Consider the following 23314-nt stretch of genomic DNA (forward strand, 5'->3'; position numbering starts at 1 on the left):
CTAGTGCCGCACGAGTTCGTGTTCGATCAATTCGCGGTAGATCGGCGTGCCCATCAGCTCGGTATGGGTTCCGGTGGCCTGGATGCGGCCGCCCTGCAGAACGAGGATCTGCCCGGCGTTGGTGACGGTGGACAAGCGGTGCGCCACCACGAGAATGCTGCGCCGCCCGCGCGCGTGCAGAAGATTGGCCATGACGTCGTACTCGTTGGCGCGGTCGAGATGTGAGGTCGGTTCGTCCATCAGGATGAGCTGCGACCGGGACAGGAAAGCCCTGGCCAGGGCCAGGCGCTGGCGCTGCCCACCAGACAGGCTGCGGCCCCGCTCCAGCACGGGGCTGTCGAGTTGGTTTGGCAGACAGGCGATCTCGTCGGCGATGTTTGCTTGTCGCAGGACGCGCCAAAGGTCGTCGTCGGTGGCGTCGGGGTCGGCGATGAGCAGGTTGTCACGAATGCTGCCGTGCAGCACGGGCGCGTCCTGCTCCAACAGCCCGAGTCGACCGCGCAGGTCCCGCAGCGTCATGGTGCGGATGTCCTGGCCTTCCCACCGGATCGTCCCGGCGTCGGGATCGTGAAAGCGGCACAGCAGCGCGAGGATCGTCGATTTTCCCGCGCCGGACGGGCCGATCAGCGCGGTGATCTGATCTCCGTGGAGTGTGAAAGAGACATCGTCGAGCACCGCTGCGCCGGAACCATAGGAGAACGACACGTGGTCGAACTCGACCAATGGCGCGCCGGCCGCGTGCGGCATCGGGCTCGGCGGCGCGGCGGCCTCCGCACGCACCGGTGGGTCGCCCTCGGGCAGCTCGCGCAGGGTGGTGACGAGGTGCTGATACGCACCCGCGGCGGTGCGGAAGGTGGCGAGTGCGGCGAAGCCGGCGGTGATCGGGAAGACCGCGTACATGGCGAAAGCGAAGAGGCTGACGAAGTGACCCACGGACAGTCCTCCGTCGGCCACCCGGCGTCCGTCGATGACCATGATGGTCAGGAACGAGACCGTGACGCCCAGCCGGATTGCCAGGATGTTGATGGCCGTGGACGACGCCACCCGCACCCCGGCCCGGTAGGCGGCTGCCCCGCTGAGACCGATGAATCCCACTTCGCGGCCTTCGGCCCCGAACAGTTTGACCGTGCGGGCCGCGCCCAGCGCCCGGTCCAAGCCGGCCGTGTAGTCACTCAGGGCCACTTGGCGATTCAGTGAGTCACGCTGGATCCGGGACAGGAACGGGCTACCGGCACCGAACGCAACCGTCATGACCGCTACCACCACACACAAGGTGAGCGCGTCGATCGACAGCATGAACGCTCCCGCGCCCAGCAGCGTCAGCATTCCGAACGCGATGTCGCCCACGGCGCGGGGCATGTCTCGCAACTGCCCGGCATCGCTCGTTCCGCGGGCCAGCAGGTCACCGGTGCGGGCCCGGTCGAGCAGTCCGATCGGCAGGCGTACGACATGTTCGGTGAACTCGGCGCGCAGCCGCAGCACGATCCTTTCACCGGTGCGGTCCAGCTGGAAGTGCCCCACGCCTTCCAGCGCGAGCTGGCACATCAGGACAGCGAGCACCGCGAGTGCGGCGCCGAGGTGCAGCGCACCCGTCGTCGCCCGGTCGACGAGCCGGCCGACCAGCAGCGGTTGCCAGATGATGAGCACTGTCGCGGCACTGAGCAGCGACATACTCATGGTCATCGAGACCCAGTGCGGGCGAAGCAGACTCAGCATTCGGGTGGTCCTGCACCGAGCAGTCCGAGCAACTGCAGATCGGTCACGTACTTGACGATGACCGGCGGGGAGATGTGCGGAATATCCGGATTGTCCTTGTCGGGACCGATCTTGGACTCCAGCACCGCGGCGCGGAATCGATCGGTGGGCGCGTAGGCACCGTTCGTCGGCGGGAGTGGCTGCACCGCAGCGGAATTGCGGGCCGTCAACATCGGCAGCACGGAATGGCGGCGCTGCCACTCCGGCAAGGTATGCAGGGTTGCCTCGAATTGGCGCACCCACTCGCCGAAGTCGGTGATGCGCCGGAGCGGGTAGCCGGCCTCGACGAGCCAGTCGACGTACTCGTCCAGTCCGATGCCGTCGTCGTGTGGATTCATGACGTGGTAGGTCTGGAACCCGGTCACCGAGGAACCGCTCTGGGCGCCCAGAGTGGTGATCGCCTCGGCGACGAAGTTGACGGGCAGTCCGTCGAAATGCGCCCTCGGCCGGTTGCCGTCGGGATCAGGTCGGTAGAACGATGCCGGCGCGATGCCGGTCGACACCAGGCTCAGCACCATCCGGCTGAAGGTGTCCGACAGGTTCAGTTGGCCCGCGAAGGTGGTGTCGGCGAGCACCATGCCGCAGCGGAAGACCGTGACAGGAAGCCCGCACAGGTCGTTGGCCTCACGCAGTAACACCTCACCGGCCCACTTGCTGTTGCCGTAACCGTTGGCCGGGTCGGCGGCGATGGCGCGGCTGGGACTCACGACTCGGATATCGGCGTCTTCGGTGAATTCAGACGGCTCGACCTGGCGCCCGACGTCAGCCGTGGACACGAATGCGTAGGCCTTCAACTTGGTGCTGATGGCGAGCCGGATCAGTTCGGCGGTCCCCACCACGTTGGGCCCGAACAGGTCGCGATAGGGCAGAACCGCGCTGACCACCGCCGCGGAATCCACGATCAGGTCAACCGTTTCGGCCAGGCGGTCCCAAATCCGCCGGTCGAGTCCCAGATCGACCTGGTCCTTGTCAGCGGCGATCACCTGCAAACGGTCGGCGGCCAGCTCCTGATAGAGGCGCCACAGGTGCGGGTCGCTGTCGAAGGTCTCGTCCAGGCGCCGCCGCGCGTCCTCGTCCGATTGCCCACGCACCAGGCAGATCAGTGTCCCGCCGATCAGTTCCAGCTGCTGCAACCACTGCAGGACCAGGTAGCGCCCGACGAAACCGGTTGCGCCGGTCAACAGGACGGTTCGCACCTCCGCGCTCGGCCCCGGCAGGCCGGGCGCATCATTGAGCGTCGCGGCGTCGATGAACTTGTCCAGCGACAGATCAGCGGCGTGTATCTCGCCGGCGCCCTGCCCGTGCACGGCGGCATAGCGCGGATCGACGGCCGGTGCCGTGCCGATCACCCGGCTTAGCCCGCGCACCGTGGGTGTGTCGAATAGGGTGCGTACGCTCACCGGCACATCGAGGGCCTTGTTGATCGCGGCGATCACCCGCATGGCCGAGATGCTGTCGCCGCCCAGATCGAAGAACGATTCGTCGACGCCGACCTTGGGCAGGCCGAGAACCTCGGCGTAGCTGGCCGCCAGGATTTCTTCGAGGGGGGTGGCGGGGGCGCGATACTGGACCGCATCGTGGTAGTCCGGTGCCGGAAGGGCGCGGAAATCGAGTTTTCCGTTGATCGTCAACGGGATTGTGTCGACGGCGACCACGGCGGCGGGCACCAGGTACGACGGCAGGCGTCCGGCCAAGTCGGCGCGGACCCGGATCGGGTCCGCTGTTCCGGTGATGTATCCCACCAGGCGGGTGTCCCCGGGACGGTCCTCGCGGGCGATCACCACCGCGTGATCGACCCCTTCGACGGTGGCCAGCGCTGCCTGCACCTCTCCGAGTTCGACGCGGTAGCCGCGGATCTTGACCTGTTGGTCGGCGCGCCCGACGTACCGCAACTGCCCGTCAGCACCCCAGTAGGCAAGGTCCCCGGTCCGGTACATCCGTGTTCCGGTCCCGCCGAACGGGCACGCGACAAACCGCGACGCGGTCAAAGCCGTTCTGCGCCAATACCCCACGCCGAGGCCATGCCCTGCAATATACAACTCCCCCACCACCCCGGCGGGCGACGGTCGCAACCGCTCGTCCAGGACGAATAGCGCCGCCGACGACACCGGCGATCCGATCGGGGGCACGCCGCCCGTCAGCGGCGCGCTTCTGGCGGCGTCGACCGTCGCCTCGGTCGGTCCGTAGGCGTTGATCATCAGCCGGCCATCAGCGGTCCACCGGTCCACCACATCGGCCGGGCAGGCTTCACCACCGACGACCAGGGCCAGGGACTCGAGGCCGTGCGGGGAAAGGAGTTGTGCCGCAGACGGACTCAGATCGAGCACACTGACCTGCTCGGCGACCAGCAGGTCGTGAAAGTCGTCGGTCGCAGCCAGCACGTCCTCGGGCACCACGACCAGTCGGGCGCCGCGCAACAACGCACCCCAGACCTCCCACACCGACACGTCGAAGGCATAGGAGTGGCACTGCGCCCAGACGCCCGCGGGAGGCAGCGAGTCATCCAGCGTCCCGACGAGTTGCGTGACGTTGTGATGAGTGACAGCAACGCCTTTGGGTACTCCGGTGGTGCCCGAGGTGTAGATGAGGTATGCGACGTCCTGCGCCGAGGGCGCCGGCAGGCCGGTGGCGGGGCAGTTCGCGATTCTCGGGTCGCCGATATCGATGACCGTCAGGTCGTAGCCGTCGAAGCTGCCGGCCAGTCCGGTGAGGGCGACGACGGGCGCCGCGTCCCCGATCATGAACTCGACCCGGGCGGCCGGCCAGGCCGGGTCGATCGGCAGGTAGGCGGCACCCGTCTTCAGCACCGCCGCTATCGCCACGATGGCCTCGCTGCACCTTGCGAACCGCAACGCCACGCAGGCCCCCGGCGCCGCGCCGTGCTCGGCGAGCAGATGTGCCAGGCGATTTGACGCCTCGTCGAGTTGTCGATACGTCATCGACCGCCCGTCACAGGTCAACGCATCGGCGTCGGGAGTGCGCCGGACCTGGGCAGCCAGAGCCGCCGGGATCGATGTCGCCGGCGGTGCGGGTTGCGTCAGCACGGCGCGGTTGCCCCAGCCGTACAGTCTCGTCAGTTCGGCGGCCTCGAGCAGGTGCAGGGACGACACCGGCATGTTCGGCCCGGCCGTCATGGCCTGCAGGAGGCGCTGCAGCCGCGACACCACGTTCTCGACCGTGGCCGTGTCGAAGACATCGGTGCGGAACTCCACCGACCCACCGATCCCCGCGAGTTCTCCGGTCCCGGTAAATCGCTCGGACAGCGAAAATGCGAGATCCATTCGGGCGGTGTGGGTATCGATGGGCAGCGGCTCGACCTGCAGCTCGCCCAGAACCGAACGCGGCGCGATGTTGTTCTGCCAGGCCAACAGCACCTGAATCAGCGGGTGGTGGGTCAGTGACCGGGTCGGATTGAGTCGCTCGACCAGGAGCTCGAAAGGCACGTCCTGGTGTTCGTAGGCCGCCAGGCTGCGCTCGCGCACCTGGTCCAGCAGCTCACCCACCGTCGGGTCACCGGCGATATCGACCCGCAGCACCAGGGTGTTGACAAAACACCCCACCAGATCATCCAGCGCCGGGTCGCTGCGGCCGGCGATCGGAAACCCGACTGCGACATCAGAACTGGCGCTGAGTTTGGCCAACAACACCGCGAGCGCGGCCTGCACCACCATGAAAGCGGTCGCGTGGTGCGCGCGGGCCAGATCGCGCACCTGCCGCTGCAACTGCACCGGCCACTCCACCGCCACGCTGGCACCGCGATAGTCGGCCGCCGACGGGTAGGGGCGGTCGGTGGGCAACTGCACCCGTTCGGGAAGGCCGGCCAGCACGTCTTCCCAGTAGGCCAGTTGGCGACTCAACCGGCTGTCCGGATCCGACGGATCGCCGAGGCTCTCTCGTTGCCACAGCGCGTAATCGGCGTACTGGGCCGGCAACTCCGACCATTGCGGCGAGCCCGCCGCGCACCGCGCCGCGTAGGCCAGTCCCAGGTCGCGGGCCAGCGGGGCCACCGACCACCCGTCCCCCGCAATGTGGTGCACGACGATCGCCAGCAGGTGCTCGTCCGGTTTCACCGCGAAAAGCTCTGCTCGTATTGGGATTTCAGTGGTCAGGTCGAATGCGTACCGGCCCACCGCGTCGATGGCCTCGGTGAGCTGCCGGTCCGGCCACGCTGTCGCGTCGATGGTGCGCCAGCCCGGGTCCGCCTTGCCGACGGGCAGCACCACCTGCTGCGGTATCCCCTCCGACATCGCGAACACCGTGCGCAGGATTTCGTGGCGGGTGAGCACGTCGACGAACGCCGCGCCCAAGGCGTTCTCGTCCAACTGCCCGCGCAGCCGCAACACCACCGGAATGTTGTATATCGCTGAGGGGCCGTGGAATTGGTGCAGGAACCACAATCGGCTCTGCGCGGACGACAACGGAACTACGGCGGGCCGCCGGCCCGCGGTCAGCGGATCCCGGCCGGCAGGGGTGGAACCGACGCGCGCCGCCAGCAGGGCAACTGTCGGCGACTCGAACACCATGCGCACCGACAGCCCGGCATGGAGTGTGGTGTTGACTGCGGCGACCAGACGCATCGCTGACAGCGAATCACCGCCCAAATCGAAGAATGACTCCTCCGCGCCTACCCGCTCCAGACCGAGTATCTGCGCTTGGATACCGGCCAGGATCTCCTCGAGCGGATTGGCGGGAGCACTAGACACCCCGGCGCCGTAATCCGGCATGGGCAGAGCCCGCTGGTCGAGTTTGCCGTTGACGGTCAACGGCATCGCGTCGACCACCACGAGCGCGGCCGGCACCATGTACGCGGGCAGCAACTGAGTGAGCGCTTGCCGCGCTGCTGACGCGTCGACCACACCGGGCACTGACTCGGTGAGGTAACCGACGAGCCGTTTGTCCCCGGGACGGTCCTCGCGGGCAATGACCACCGCCTGCTCCACCCCGGGCAACCCGGCCAGAGCCGCGCGGACTTCTCCGAGTTCGATGCGATAGCCACGGATCTTGACCTGATGATCACCCCGCCCCACATACACCAGTTCCCCGTCGGCGCCCCACGACGCCAGGTCCCCGGTGCGATACATGCGGGTTCCGGGAGCGCCGAACGGGCACGCCACAAATCGCGCTGCCGTCAGCCCGGGCCGTCCGACATAACCGGTTCCCAGCCCCGCACCGGCGACGTACAGCTCACCCACCACACCCACGGGCACCGGTCGCAGCCAGCCGTCCAGCACGAGAAAGCCGAGGTGATCCAGCGGCCTTCCGATGGGGCTGCAAGCTCTGTCACGATCGTCGGCGACGATCTCCCGTATCGACGCGTGCACCGTCGTCTCGGTGATGCCATAGAGGTTGAGCAGATGCGGTAAGCCGCGGTGATCGTCCAGCCATGCGCCGAGCCGCTGCGGTTCGAGCGCTTCGCCACCGAAGACCACGGTGTCGAGCTGCGATCGAAGGCTCGACTCGGAGCTGACCGCGTCCGCGGACTGCAACGCGTAGAAGGCAGAAGGGGTTTGGCTCAACACGCTGACCTCTTCAGCGACCAGCATGGCATGGAGGTCCTGCGCCGAACGGGCCACTGAGTCGGGCACCACGACCAGCCGCCCACCACTGAGCAGCGCGCCGAAGATCTCCCACACCGAGAAATCGAAAGCCAGCGAATGACATTGCGACCACACTCCCTGGCGCGGCAGGCGGTCAGCCAGCACCTTGAGCATTTCGGTCACGTTGTGATGAGTTATGGCAACACCTTTGGGATCTCCGGTAGTGCCAGAGGTGTAGATGAGGTAGGCGATGTCGTCGGGCGCCGGTCCCGGCAGCGGTGTGCCCGGGAACTCCTGCAGGTCAGAGTGATCGACATCGATCACCGGGCCGGCGAACCCGTCGAGCCGTGCAGCCAGGGCACCGGTGGTGAGCGCGACCATCGGCGCGGCGTCGGTGAGCATGAATTCGATCCTCGCCGCGGGCAGTCCCGGGTCGATCGGCAAATAGGCTGCCCCCGTTTTCAGCACCGCCAGAATCGCCGCGATGGCCGGGGCGGATCTCGAAAGCAGCAGAGCGACAACCGTTCCAGGGCCGGCACCGTGTCTTGCCAACAGCTGCGCGATTCGATCCGCGAGGTCGTCGAGCTCGCGGTAAGTCATCGAATCGCCGTCGGCGCACACCGCGACCGCCGCGGGGGTACGCCCAACCTGAGCACCCCACAAACCCGCTATCGTCACCGGAATCGACGCTGTCTCGTCGGCCGGCCGACCCAGCACCGCCCGGTTGCCCCACTCGGCCAGCCGGACATGCTCATCGTCGTCGAGCACATCGAGAGAGCACAATCGGCGCGCCGGGTCCGCGGTCATGGCCGCCAACAGATGTTCGAACCGCGCGACAAGCGTGTTGATGTCTTCGGCGGCGAACCGGTCGGCGTCGAATTGCACCCGCAGGGTCAACTCGGTCCCTGGCAGGACGCGAATGGTCAACGGGTAGTGGGTCAGGTCGCGGCCGACGCCTTGGGCGATGACCAGATCTTGGGCATCGAGCAGCGCCGCGGTGTCCACCGGGTAGTTCTGGTATACGAAAAGCGTGTCGAACAGCAGTTGCTGGCCGGCGATGCGATGAATCTCGTTGAGCGCCAGATGCTGATGCTCCAGGGTGTCGTTGTTGGCGCGTTGCAGAAAGTCGACGAGTTCTACGGTGGTGGTGGCCGCGGTGATCGTGGCGCGCACCGGCACCGTGTTGATCAAGAGTCCCAGCATCGTCTCGGCGCCGGCCAGCTCGGACGGCCTCCCGGCGACGACGGTCCCGAAGACGACGTCGCGGCTTCCGGTCAGCCACATCAGCAGCTGCGCCCACGCGCCTTGCAGCACGATATTGGCGGTGGTGTGACAGGAGCGCGCCAAATCGCCGACCGCCGTAGTTATTTCGGCGGGCAGCGTGAACGAGGCAGCACTTTGCCGCCCTGCCTGCAACTGATTGCCCGGCGCGACGAGCGTCGGTACCTCGAAACCGGCCAGCATCTCCTGCCATACGGCCCGGGCCGCGGAGACATCTCGATCGGCGAGCCAGGTGACATAACGGCGGAACGGCACGGGAGAAGCCAGCGCGTGCCCGTGATAACTGGCGAAAATCTCTTGCAGCAGGATCGGCAGCGACCAGCCGTCGAGCACGACGTGGTGGTTCGTGAGGACGAAGGTGTGCCGGTGTTCGCCGGTGCGGATCAGAGCCGTCCGCAGCGCGGGCGGGTTCGTCAGGTCGCAGACGGCGGCACGCTCGGCCGCGCATACCGCCTCGATCTGGTGGTTCTCGAGTTCCAGGTACTGCCACGGCACGTCCGGACGGGCAGGGATGATCTGCACCGGTTCGTCGAACTCTTCGGTGAATCGGGCGCACAGGTGGGGATGCCGCGCGGCCACGGCCCGTATCGCGGCGTGCAGGCGATCGGGATCGAGCGGACCTGTGACGGTGAAATCCAGTTGCACCGCATAGACATCGTCCTCCGCGGTGTCCGCGTGAAAGAGCAACCCTCGTTGCAACGGGGTCAGCGGCAGCACGTCGGCAACCGGTTGACCGCACTGCAGCTCATCGATCTGGCACTGACTCAACCGGGCCGGAGCGATGTCGGACGGCGTCAGCCCCCCTCCGCCGCGTCGCACGTGCGCGCATACGCCGGCCAGGGCGTCGAACCAGAGTTGGCTCAGCCGACTCATCTGCGTTTCGTCCAGGGCCGAGCGCGCCCATGTCCAGTTCGCCTGCAGGCGCGGCCCTTCCCCGGTGTAGAGCGTGCCGGCATTGACCGCGAGGGCGTGCGTCAACGGAGTCGGGATCGCGTCAGTGGGTAGTGGCCGCTGCACCGGGCGCCAACCGTCTGCGGGCAGCAGCGCCAGCGAATCACCCAGCCGGCCCAGGTAATTGAACAGGACTGCCGGATCGGGGCCGGACAGGTCAACGTCCTCGTTGAGGTAACGCAACACCCCGAAAGTCAGCGGGTGCGGGAGCGCGCGCAGCTGTTCCTTTGTTGCCTTGATCACTGCGCCCAGCGCCGGGTCGCCGGTGACGACCTGCGTCCAGTCCATCCGGTCCACTTCGAGGGCCACCGGGTATTTCGTGGTGAACCAACCGACGGTGCGGGACAGGTCGACATCCGCCACCACGTCCTCGTATCGTCCGTGCCCTTCGACGTCGATGCCGATCGCGGTGCGCCCGCGGCCGGCGAACTCTGCCCATGCCAAACCGAAGGCGATCAGCAGGATGTCTTGCAGGCCGGCATGAAAGGCTGCCGGTACGGCACCGAGCAGCATGGATGTGGTCTCGGCGTCGAGAGACACCGACAGGTGGCCTGCACCGGCGTGGGTGTCCACGTCCGGACGAACCCCCGGTAGCGCGGCGGGAGTCGCCAACACCTGCCGCCATGCCCGCGCCGTTCGCACCACCTCGGGGCGGCCCGCATACTCGCCCAGCAGCGACGCCCAGCGCCGAAAAGATGTGCCGGTTCCGGACAAGGCCACATGCTGTCCATGACTGTGCTGAGCCCACCCGGTTATCCAGTCGCTGAGCAGGATTCGCCACGATACGCCGTCGACGGCCAGGTGATGAATTATCAAGACCAGCTGTCGATCGCCGGCCACCCACAGGGCGCTCAACATCACTCCTGCGGCCGGCCGCAGGCGCGACCGGGTCGCCGTCAGCGCCTCATCGGACCATTCCGGCACTGTCTGCAGGCAGCTCGCCGCGGACACCGTACCCGGGTCGGGCACCGTGAGTGACCATTGCCCCGACGCGTCTTCGACGACTCGTAGCCGAAGCATGGGATGGTGGTCGAGCAGGGCCTGCAGCACGACCGCCACGTCGTCCTCGGTCACGTCGGCGGGCGCCTGCAACACCACGGCCTGACTGAACTGGTCGCGGCCGCCTTCGAGGCCGCGCCACCACCACATGATCGGAGTGGCCGGAACCGTCCCGCCGTCGTCGTCGACCACGCCGACGGCGCCGTCGGTGGCCGTGGCCACCCTGGCCACCCCGGCAACGGTCTGTTCCACGAAGATGTCGCGGGGCTTACAGAGCACCCCGGCGGCCCGCGCCCGCGCGACCACCTGCATCGACAGGATGCTGTCGCCGCCCAACTCGAAGAAGGATTCGTCCACGCCGACCCGCGCCAACCCCAGCACCTGGGCGTAGATCCCGGCCAGAATCTCCTCGACGACGCCGACCGGCGCCCGATAGTGTTGCGCGTCTTGATATTCCGGTGCGGGCAGAGACTTCCGGTCCAACTTGCCCGACGATGTCAGAGGGAACTCGTCGAGCACTACTATGTGCCCCGGCACCATGTAGGCGGGCAGCTGCGCGCTCAACTGCCGGCGCACCGCATCGATCGTGCTGCTGGTGTGCGGGTCGTTGGCGTGAGCGGCGCCCCGCCGAATGTCCCTGCCGGACAGATACACATCGGTCAATGGCGCTTCGTCGGTCAGGAAGACGGCGTCGAGGGTTCCGGGCTGGGCACCCCAGGTGACCGCGACGCGGTATCCGGCGGCCGCCCCGAGGCGGTACAGCTCTTCGGGCCTGACGCTCTCAACACGGGTACCGGCGTCGGCCGGGGACAGACCGGCGACGAGGGACTGCTCGCGGAGTACGTCGTCGATCAGTCCTATGCGGGGAATGTCGGTGATGCGCACGGCGGCGGGACGATCCGAGCGCAACCGGGCGAGCAACTGCGCGCCCCCGCTCCACGGCCACCTGGGTGCAGTGGCAAGTGACCGCACCGGGGCCGGCGACTTGTGTACGACCACGTCGTAGCGGTACCGGTTCAGCTCGTTGTCGGCGGACCCGCGTTTGAGCTGGATGTCGATCCCGGCCACCGACGAATGATCGGCCGCCCAGGTCGTGAAAAATTCGGGCGCCAGCAGCAATTCGGATTCGCTGATGACGGCGCGGCGGACCCGTCTGCGGATCTCGTCGGCGTCACCGGCGGTTTGGGCATACGCGACAGACGTGTAGAACGCGCTCCGCAGGGTGAGATTGCGGATATCACCGAGGAACAGGGTGCCGCCGGGGGCCAGTAGGTCCATGACGTTGTCGATGACCTGTTTCAGGTACCCCGCGTTCGGGAAATACTGGACGATCGAGTTGAGGACGACGGTGTCGAAGTGGTTGTGCGGCAGTCCGGCCCGCACGTGGGCGGGCTGGGCCAGCAGCCGGACACGGTCACGCCACGGGATGTGCCGCAATGCCGCCGCGAGGTTGCCGATGACAACCCCGGACAGGTCAGTGGCGACATACTCCTGGCAGTGCGGGGCGATCTGCGACAGCAGCAGTCCGGAGCCGGCGCCGATCTCCAGCACGCGCCGCGGCTGCAGTGCCAGGATCCGATCCACCGTGACCGAACGCCATTCCCGCATCTGCTCGACAGGGATGGGCTCACCGGTGTAGCTGCTGTTCCAGCCCCGAAAATCCTGGCCGAAACCCGTTGCGGCGGCTGGGTCGCCGGGCCCGTACAGGTCGTCGTAGAGATGCTGCCACTGTTCGACGATCTCGGTGTCCCGACCGGTATCCGGTGCGGCTGTGGTGTCGTGCGACAGGGTGATGTAAGCGACGAGGTTGGCGCCGCCGGTGACGTTCTCCGGCACGGCGACAACGCCCTGGTCGACCTGCGGGCAGGCCAGTAGCGCGTTCTGCACCTCGCCGAGTTCGATCCGGTACCCGCGGACTTTGACCTGTTCGTCCGCGCGCCCCTGATAGCGCAGCTGACCGTCCACTCCCCAGCACACCAGATCCCCGGTGCGGTACATCCGTGCCCCGGGGCGCCCGAACGGACAGGCGACGAACCGTGCCGCCGTCAACGGACCCCGACGCCAATACCCCACTGCCACGCTACTGCCGGCCACGTACAACTCCCCCACCACCCCGGGCGGCACCGGACGCAACCAGCCGTCCAGCACGAAGAAGCCGAGATGGCTCAACGGCACACCGATGGGGCTGTCGCCGGCATCGATGTCGCTCGCGGCGATCGCCCTCACGGAGGCGTGCACCGTGGTCTCGGTGGTGCCGTACAGGTTCAGCAGACGCGGCGATCGTGGGTGATGCCTCAGCCAGGCCCGAAGCCGTTGCGGTTCCAGCGCTTCCCCGGCGAACAACACCGTTTCGAGGTGGAGCGACCGGCGTGCGGCCGGTGACAGCCCGTCAGCGGCCTGCAGCGCGTAGAACGCCGAAGGTGTCTGGCTGAGCACCGTCACCCGCTCGGCGGCAAGCAGTGCATGAAATTCCTCGGGTGCGCGACTCATCGACTCGGGCACCACGACCAGGCGGCCGCCGGACAACAGGGCACCGAAGATCTCGCACACCGAGACGTCGAACGCCAGCGAATGCCACTGGGACCATACCTGCTCCGAGTGCGGGATGTGGCTAACGAGCGAACCGAGCAGTTGCGTGACGTTGCGGTGGCTGACGGCAACGCCTTTCGGGACGCCGGTAGTGCCCGATGTGTAAATGAGGTAGGCGATGTCGTCGGGCACAGGCGCGGGTAAGGCGGTGCCCGGTGGACTGCCGAGATCCGCAAGCTCACTGATGTCGATGACAGGTAGGTCATGCCCGGCGAGCCGGTCGGCAAGCGCACCTGTGGTCACCGCGGCAACCGGAGCGGTGTCCTCGAGCATGAAGGCGACGCGGGCCTCCGGCAGTGCCGGATCGATCGGCAGATACGCGGCCCCGGTCTTCAGGACCGCCAGCATCGCCGCGACTGCCTGGGCCGAACGCGGAAACACCAGCGCCACAGATGTTCCCGGGCGTGCGCCGGCCCCGGCCAATACGTGCGCGAGCCGGTTCGCAGTGTCCTCCAGTTCGCGATAGGTGATCGAATCACCTTGGAAGCGCAGCGCTACCGTGTCGGGCGACCGCGCGACCTGAGCGGCCCACAAAACCGGAATCGATGCCGCCGCGGGCACCGGCCGACTGAGCACTGCCCGGTTACCCCACTGCTCCATGCGGGCACGCTCAGTGTCATCAAGGACGTCCACCGACGACAGCGGCCGGCCCGGATCGGCCGTCATCGCGACCAGTACCCGCTCGAAGCCATGGATCAGCGCGTCGATGCCGGCGGTCTCGAAAACGTCGGGATCGAATTCGACCCGCAACCCCAGTTCGGCGCCGGGGAGCGCCTGGATCGTCAGCGGATAGTGGTTGTAGTCGTGCCGCGACATCTCCGAGATGACCAACCCGTCGGCATCCGAGAGCGCCGCGGCGTCGATCGGAAAGTTCTGATACACGAACAGCGTGTCAAAGAGTATGTCGTGACCGCTGATTCGATGGATCTCACTGAGCGCCAGGTGCTGATGCTCGAGGGTGTCGCGGTGCGCGCCGTGTAATTGCCTCAGCAGGTCCGCCGTGGTGGTGCCCGCTGTGAGCTTCGCGCGCACCGGCACCGTGTTGATGAACAGGCCAACCATCGCGTCGGCACCGGCCACCTCGGCGGGCCGCCCCGATACCGTGGTGCCGAAGGCGATGTCGTGCTGACCGGTCAGGCGCACCAAAAGCTGCGAAAATGCACCCTGCAGCACAATATTGACAGTCGTGTGGTGAGCGCGCGCCAGCTCGTTGAGGGCCCGCGTGGTAGCGGCAGGTAGCCGGAACAAAGTCGCGCGCCGAGGGCCGGGCCCCGACCGACCGGGCGTACCGATCAGCGTGGGGGTGTCGAAGTCCCGCAGGGCCTGCCGCCAGGCTTCCCCCGCGGCTACACCATCTCGGTCGGCCAGCCACGTCACGAAGCGCCGGTAGGGCACCGCCGCCGGTAACCGCTGCCCGTGATACGCGGCGAAGATCTCCCGCAGGATGACAGGCATCGACCAGCCGTCGACGACGATGTGGTGGTTGGTGAGCACCAACCGGTGCCGGTCCTCCCCGGTGCGAATCAAGGCCGCGCGAAAGGAAGGTGGATCCGAGAGGTCGCACACCGCGGCGCGTTCGGCGGCACACACCTGCCGGACCTGCTCGTCGGTGCCGAGTTGCAGGTACTGCCACGGCAGCGCAGGGTCGGCCGGGATGAGCTGAACCGGTGCATGGTCACAGAAGCGGGCCGCCAGATTCGGATGCCGGGTGAGAACGATCTGCACGGCATCACGCAGCCGCTGGGGGTCGAGAGCACCGACGATCTCGAAATCAAGTTGCACCGCGTACACGTCGCCGCCGGTGGCGGCGGCGTGGAAGTGTAAACCTTGCTGCACGGGGGTCAGCGGCAGCACATCAACGATGCTGTACTGCGACTGCAGTTCGTCGATTTGTTCCTGGGTCAGCCGGGCCGGCACGATGTCCGACGGCGTCAACCCGCCCCCACCGCCGCGCACCTGCGCGCAGACGCCGGACAGGGCCTCAAACCACAACTGGCTCAACCGGATTACCTGCACCCGGTCCAGCGCCGACGGCGCCCACATCCAGTCCGCGTGCAGTTGTGGGCCGGCCTCGGTATCGACGGTGAAGGCGTTCACCTCCACGGTGTGCGACAGCGACAGCGCCAGCCCCGCGTTGCTGTCGGCGACTCGGGTGCCGATCGACCAGCCCTGGCCATCCGACTTGGCGGGCGCGCCGAGGCGGCCCAGGTAATTGAAGCCGATCGCCGCCTCGGCCCCGGACAGATCGACATCGTTGTTCAGATAGCGCAAGAGGCCGTAGGTGATGGGATGCGGCACACTGCGCAGTTGCTCTTTGAGATCCTTGATGGTTGACCCGAGCGCCGCGGCCCCGGTCACCACCTGGGCCCAATCAGGTCCCGCGACGGTCAGGGCCACCGGGTATCTGGTGGTGAACCAGCCCACCGTGCGCGACAGGTCCATCCCGGGCGCAATCTCGTCGTGACGCCCGTGTCCCTCGACGTCGACCAGAATCGGCGCGCCGTCACTGCCGAGAAACTCGGCCCACGCCAGGGCGAATGCGATCAACAGAATGTCTTGCACCCCAGCGTGAAACGCCGTCGGCACCGCTGCGAGCACCATTCGAGTGGTCTCGGTGTCCAAGGCCACCGAGACGTGCCCGGCGGTGCCCAGAGTGTCCACGTGCGGTTGCACCGGCGGTAGCTGGGTCGCGGCGGTCAGTAGCTGCCGCCACATGTCGGCCGTGTCGATCACCGACCGAGCATGGGCGTGCTCTTTCAGCAACGACGCCCAGCGCTGGAACGAGGTGCCGGCCGGAGCCAGCGCCACCTCACGGCCAGCGCGCAGTTGGCCCCAGGCCGTGTTGAGGTCGTGCAGCAGAATCCGCCAGGACACCCCGTCGACGGCCATGTGGTGGATGACCAGGGCCAGCTGACCGGCATCGGCATCCCACTGCGCGCACAGCATCCGACCCGCCGCCGGGTCCAACCGAGACCGGGCCTGTGCCAACGTTTCCGGCGTGATTTCGGGCACCCGCTGCAGCCGGTCGCGGGCATCCGCGCCCGGTTCGGGCACCCACCAGCCGTCACCGTGACCCGTGAGCCGCAGCATCGCGTGCCGGTCGATCAAGGCCTGCAGGATCGTCAGGACGTCGGCTTCGGTGACGCCGGCCGGCGCCTGCAGCACGATCGTCTGGTTGAACTGATCAACCGCGCCACGCTGACTCTGCAACCAGCGCATGATCGGGGTGGGCACCAGTTCCCCGATGCCTTCGTCGCCCTGACGCGCGTCGTCGTCGGTGAGAACGGCGACGCGCGCCAGCCCGGCGACGGTCTGTTCGACGAAAACGTCACGCGGCCGGCACACCACGCCCGCGTCCCGGGCACGCGCCACCACTTGCATCGCCAGGATGCTGTCCCCGCCGAGGTCGAAGAACGGTTCGTCGGCGCCGACGCGATCGAGTCCGAGGACTTCGGCGTAGATCGCGGCCAGAATCTCCTCGACGACGCCGTCCGGCGCCCGGTAGCGGTCGGTGTCCTGATACTCCGGCGCGGGCAGGGCGCGTGCGTCGAGTTTGCCGTTGACGGTGAGCGGCAACGCATCCAGCGCGACCACGGCGGCCGGCACCATGTACGACGGCAACCGCTCGGCCAGGGTGGCGCGAATGCGGGACTGGTCACATGCCCCGGTGACGTATCCGACCAGACGCTTGTCGCCGGGACGGTCCTCACGCGCGACCACCACCGCCTGGCCGACACCATCGATCGCGGCAAGTTCGGCCTGCACCTCCCCCAGCTCGATGCGGTAGCCGCGAATTTTGACCTGCTCGTCGGCGCGCCCGAGGTAAACCAACTGCCCGTCAGCACGCCACCGCACCAGATCGCCGGTGCGGTACATGCGTGATCCCGGTCCGCCGAACGGGCACGCCACGAAACGGGTCGCCGTCAGGGCCGCCCGCCGCCAGTACCCGACCCCCAGACCCCGCCCCGCGACGTACAGTTCGCCGACCACACCGGTCGGCACCGGACGCAGCCACCGGTCCAGGACGAACAGCGCCGCACCCGACACGGGTGACCCGATCGGCGGCGCACCCGAATCCGGTTGCAGCGGTGCGCTCATCGCGGCGTACACGGTGGTCTCGGTGGGTCCGTAGGCATTGATGACCACCCGGCCGGGGGCCCATCGATCCACCAGCTCGGGTGGGCACGCCTCACCGCCGACCACCAGCGCTGTCGATTCCAGCCCCGCAACCTCTAACATGCCTGCCGCAGAGGGGGTCTGGGTGAGCACGTCGATGCGCTCGGTGGTCAACAGGTCATGGAATTCGCTGGGTGAGGCGGCCACATCCTCTGGCACGATCACCAACCGTCCGCCGCGCAGCAGTGCGCCCCAGATCTCCCAGACCGAGACGTCGAACGAATACGAGTGCCACTGTGTCGCGGCGAATGCGGCCGGGCCGCTTTGGTCCGGGCGGCCGAAGAAGCCGGTGATGCGCAACAGTTGCGTGACGTTGTGGTGGGTGATCGCAACGCCTTTCGGCACACCCGTGGTGCCTGAGGTGTAGATCAGGTAGGCAAGATGGTCGGGAGTCGGCATCGGCCGCGGTGTGACGGGGCAGGACCGCAGGTACGGGTCGGCGATGTCGATGACGGGCACGCCGTGCACCTCGACGCGTTCGATCAGCCCGGTGGTGGTGATCACGGCCACCGGCGCGGCGTCGGCGAGCATGAACCCGATCCGCGCCTGCGGGAGCGCCGGGTCGACCGGTAGGTAGCCGGCGCCGGACTTGAGCACCGCCAGCATCGCAACGATCGCTTCGGCGGATCGCGAGAAGACCAGCGCGACCAGAGCTCCGCGATGCGCGCCGCGAGCAGACAGGTAGTGGGCCAACCTGTTTGACGCCTGGTCGAGTTCGCGGTAGGTCCACGAATGCGCTCCGCATGTCAACGCCACCGCCATCGGGGTGCGCGACACCTGCACCGCCCACGCTTCCGGAATCGACACGGCGGGCGGTGCGGGCTGGGTCAGCACCGCGCGATTTCCCCACCGGTTCAGCCGATACCGCTCCTCGGCTGCGACGAGATCTACCGACGACAGCGGGTGCTTCGGGCGGGTGGTTACGGCAACCAGTACCGTCTCCAGCCAACCGGCCAGCGCGTCGATGGTAGCCGCGTCGAACACGTCGGTGCGGAACTCCACGGTCCCGGCGATCCCCGCGGGCCGGCCGTCCTCGGTGCTCTGTTCGGCCAGCGAGAACGCCAGATCCATTCGCGCGGTGTGGGTCTCGACTGGAATGGACGTGACGTCGAGATCGCTCAGCGCGAGGTTGGGAGCGGTGTTGTTCTGCCAGGCCAGCATCACCTGGATCAGTGGGTGATGGGTCAGTGAGCGGGCCGGATTGAGGCGCTCGACCAGCACTTCGAACGGGACATCGCGACGCTCGTAGGCGGCCAAGCTGCGCTCCCGCACCTGGGCGAGTAGGTCAGCGAAGCTCGGATTCCCGCTCAGGTCGACCCGCAGCACCAGGGTGTTGACGAAGAATCCGACCACCCCGTCCAGTGCCGGGTCGCCGCGACCGGCGATCGGAAAGCCGACCGCCACATCACGACTGCCGCTGAGCTTGGACAGCAGCACGGCCAGCGCGCCCTGGACCACCATGAAACTGGTCACACCGTAGGCACCGGCGACCTCACGCACCCGTCGGGCCACCGCGGCCGGCCATTCGATGGCGACTTTGTCCCCACGGTGCTCGGCCACCGGCGGGTACGGCCGGTCGGTGGGCAACTCCACATACGGGGGCAGCCCGGCCAGCGCCTGCTCCCAATACCGCAGTTGACCGGCCACCGGGCTGTCCGGATCGGCCGGATCACCGAGGGTCCGACGCTGCCAGAGCGTGTAATCGGCGTACTGGACCGGCAATTCAGCCCAGGCGGGCGCCTGTCCGGCAGACCGGGCCACATACGCCGTACCCAGGTCGGCCGCCAGCACACCGACCGACCAGCCATCGCCGGCGATGTGGTGTACGACCACCACCAGGATCTGTTCCTGGTCTGCGACCCTGAAAAGTGCTGCGTGTAGCGGGATTTCGCTGGCCAGGTCGAAGCGGTGACACGCCGTGGCAGCGACCGCCGCGGTGATCCGGTCCGCCGGCCACGTCGTCGCATTCACGACGCGCCAGCCGAAGTCTGCCTGCCGCAACGGGATCACGGTCTGACTGGGCACTCCCTGGACCGCGGTGAACACCGTGCGGAGGCTCTCGTGGCGGCGCACCACGTCGGTCAGCGCGGCACCGAGTGCCTCGACATCCAGCGGGCCACACATCCGCACGGCCGCCGGTATGTTGTAGATCGCGGACGGCCCCTGGAACTGGTCGATGATCCACAAACGATTCTGGGCGTACGACAGCGGAATCGCGGGGGGCCGCGAGAACGCCGTGAGCGGCTCTGTCCGGTTGTCCCCCACTCCGACCCGCGGCGCCAACTGGGCGATCGACGGCGCATCGAAAAGGGTCCGGACGGCAAGACCGGCATCCAGGGCCCCGTTGATCGCCGCGACCACCCGCATGGCCAACAGCGAATCGCCGCCGAGGTCGAAGAACGACTGATCCACACCGACCCGCCCGAGGCCGAGCACGTGAGCGTAGATGCCGGAGATGATTTCTTCGATCGGCGTTGAGGGGGCCCGGTAGTGATCGTCGGCGACATACGCCGGCGCCGGTAAGGCCCTGGTGTCGAGTTTGCCGTTGATCGTCAGTGGCAGCGCCTCGAGAGCGATCACCGCGGCCGGCACCATGTAGGACGGGAGCCGCTCCGCCACCGCATCACGTACCGCCTGCGGGTCCAGGTTCGCCGCGAACGGCCCGGTCACGTACGCCACCAGACGTTTGTCGCCGGGGCGGTCTTCGCGGACCGTCACCGCGGCCTGCTCCACCCCGTCGACCTCTGCCAACGCGGCGGCCACCTCACCACACTCGATCCGGTACCCGCGGATCTTGACCTGCTCGTCCGCACGTCCCACGTAGACGAGCTGGCCGTCGGCACCCCACCGCACCAGGTCTCCGGTGCGATACATGCGTGTTCCCGCCGCTGCCGCCCCGGCGAACGGGCACGCCACAAACCGGGACGCGGTCAACCCCGCCCGGCCCGCATAACCGACGCCGACCCCGTGGCCGGCCACGTACAACTCGCCCACCACCCCGACAGCCACCGTTCGCAACCAGCGGTCCAGCACAAACAACGTGATATCGGGTAACGGCACCCCGATCGGGCTCACGATGCAATCGACGTCGGCTGCGACGATCTCTCGCACCGAGACGTGCACGGTCGTCTCGGTGATCCCGTAGAGGTTCAACAGCCGCGGCGACGTCGGGTTGTCGTGCAGCCACCCCCGCAGACGCTGCGGCTGCAGCGCCTCACCGCCGAAGATCACAGCCTGCAACGGAAGCCGCCCGGCCACACCGCGTCGAGCCGCGTCCACGGCTGCCAGCGCAAAGAACGCCGACGGGGTCTGGCAGAGCACGCTGACCTGTTCGGCAGCCAGCAGGGCGCGAAAGTCGTTGGGTGAGCGCACCACGTCGTCGGGTACCACCACCAGCCGGGCGCCGTGCAGCAGCGCTCCCCAGATCTCCCACACCGAGAAGTCGAAAACCAGCGAGTGGCACTGTGTCCACACCTGCCCCGGCGCGTATCCCAGCTGCGCGTCCAGCGACGCCATCAGCCGCGTGACGTTGTGGTGGTCGATAGCCACACCTTTCGGCACACCTGTGGTTCCGGAGGTGTACATCAGGTAGGCGATGTCCCCGGGATCCGGCCCGGACCAGGCTGTGTACGAACTCGATTGCAGCTCAGCGGAATCGAAGGCGGCGGCATCGATCGTCGGCAACTCCCGCCCGGTCAGCGAGGTGGCGAGGCCGGCGCTGGTGAAGACTGCGCAAGGCGCGGCGTCGTCGAGCATGAAGTCCAGCCGCGAGACGGGCAGCCCGGGGTCCAGCGGCAGGTAGGCGGCGCCGGTCTTGAGCACCGCCAGGATGGCGATCACGGCCTGCGCGGAGCGTTCCATCAACAACGCCACCACTTCGCCCGGAGCTGCCCCGAAACCAGACAGCAGATGCGCCAACCGGTTCGACGCCTCGTCGAGCTCACGATAGGTCCACGACCGGTCCCGGTAGGTCAGCGCGACCGCCGTGGGTGTGTGGGTCACCTGGGCCGCCCACGCCGCTGGGATCGACATCGCGGCAGGGGCCGGACGGGTCAGTGCGGCGCGATTACCCCACCTGGCCAACCGGGCGCGTTCACGGTCATCCAACAGGTCCAGCTTCGACAACGCTTGTCGCGGATGGGCGGTGACCACCGCCAGCACCGTTTCCAGTCGCGCGATGAGCGCCTCGATCGTGCTCACCTCGAACACATCGGTCCGAAACTCCACCCGCCCGCCGATGCCGTCGAGTTCCCCGCTCGGGGAGACGCGGTCGATCAGGAAGAACGCCAAATCCATACGGGCGGTGTCGGTGTCGACGGGAATCGGCGTGATCTGCAACTCGCCCGCCACCAGTCCGACCGTGGGGTCGTTGTTCTGCCAGTTCAGAATGACCTGGATCAACGGGTGGTGCGTCCGCGAGCGAGGAGGGTTGAGCCGGTCGACCAGCACCTCGAACGGCACATCCTGATGCTCGTAAGCGGCCAGGCTGCGCTGGCGCACCTGGGCGAGTAACTCGGCGAAAGTGGGGTCGCCGTCCAGGTTTACCCGCAGCACCAGGGTGTTGACGAAGAATCCCACCAGGGCGTCGAGTGCCGGGTCGCCGCGGCCGGCGATCGGAAAGCCCACGGCCACATCAGGACTGGCGCTCAGCTGTGACAACAGCACGGCGAGTGCGGCCTGTACCACCATGAAGCTGGTGGCGTTGTGCTCACGGGCAAGCTGGTGAATCCGCCGCTGCAACAGCGCCGGCCAGTCCACGCGGACCTGATCGCCCCGATGATCGGCGACAGGCGGATAGGGGTGATCGGTGGGCAGCTCCAGCCGCTGCGGCATCCCGGCGAGGGTCTCTTCCCAGTAGGCCACCTGAGCCGCGAGCGGACTGTCACGATCCGCCAGATCCCCGAGATTGTCCCGCTGCCACAGCGCGTAATCGGGGTACTGCACCGGCAGTGGGGCCCAGTCCGGCGCCCGCCCGGCGCACCGGCTGATGTAGGCCGCAATCAGGTCACTCGCCAGAACGCTGATCGACCAACCGTCCCCGGCGATGTGGTGGACCACAACCACCACCACGTGATTCTGCGCATCGACCCGGAAAAGCCTTGCCCACAAGGGAATTTCGGCAGAAAGATCGAATGGGTGGCGGGCCGTTTCCTTGATCGCCGCAGCCAGCCGTTCGGCTGGCCACCCCGTCGCGTCCACCACCTGCCAGCCGAAGTCGGCACTCGCGGCCGGCAACACGACCTGCCTGGGGACTCCGTCGACGGCCGGGAACACCGTCCGCAGCGCTTCGTGCCGGCGCACCACATCGGTCAGACCGACACCCAGCGCCTGCCCATCGAGCTGACCACGAAGCTGCAACGCCACCGCCCGGTTGTATACGGGGGACGCGCCCTGCAATTGGTCGATGAACCACAACCGGCTCTGCGCATAGGACAACGGCACGACCGCAGGCCGCGGACCGGCGCGCAGAGGTTTGAGCCGCCCGGAATCACCCGCGATCCGCGACGCCAGTTGGGCTATCGTCGGCGCTTCGAAGAGGGTGCCCACGCGCAGGTCGGCGTTCAGCGCGGCGTTGACGGCGACAATCACCCGCATAGCCGACAGCGAATCCCCGCCGAGGTCGAAGAACGACTCATCGACACCGACGCGCTCCACACCCAGCACATGAGCGTAGATATCGGTCAAAACCTGTTCGACCGAAGGTTCCTGCGAGTCGCTGTGCTTGAGTTCGCCCTCAAGTGTTGTCATGACGCCGCCGATGCCCAGACGGCTGGTCGGTCAGCGGCCCGCGTCCTGCGCAAGCCTTTCGCGCAGACTCTTCGGTCGTATATCGGGCCAGTTCTGCTCGATGTATTCAAGACAAGCGGCCCGGTCGGCCAAGCCGTACACCACGCGCCAGCCGGCGGGCACGTCGGCGAATTCCGGCCAAAGGCTGTGCTGCTCCTCATCGTTGACGAGTACGAAGAAGCGACCATTGTCATCGTCGAATGGGTTGGCACTCACTCGTTCCCCTAACCACCCAGCAG

General features: G+C 67.5%; 2 protein-coding genes and 1 pseudogene. All 3 read right to left on the reverse strand.

Features of this window, described 5'->3' with window-relative positions:
• The gene (locus tag ACNQS7_RS04130; protein WP_418011546.1) at positions 1-1716 is read right to left on the reverse strand and encodes an ABC transporter ATP-binding protein; all 1716 of its coding nucleotides are present in this window, start codon (positions 1714-1716) and stop codon (positions 1-3) included.
• Positions 1710-23066, reverse strand: a pseudogene (locus tag ACNQS7_RS04135) (non-ribosomal peptide synthase/polyketide synthase); the annotation flags it as partial. The gene ACNQS7_RS04130 and the pseudogene ACNQS7_RS04135, both read right to left, overlap by 7 nt.
• On the reverse strand, positions 23067-23291 hold the full coding sequence (locus tag ACNQS7_RS04140) for an MbtH family protein (RefSeq protein ID WP_055580069.1): 225 nt from the start codon (positions 23289-23291) through the stop codon (positions 23067-23069).
• Positions 23292-23314 lie beyond the last annotated feature (23 nt).

The organism is Mycobacterium sp. 23 (genome assembly GCF_048287075.1).
GTDB classification, from domain to species: domain Bacteria; phylum Actinomycetota; class Actinomycetes; order Mycobacteriales; family Mycobacteriaceae; genus Mycobacterium; species Mycobacterium gordonae_B.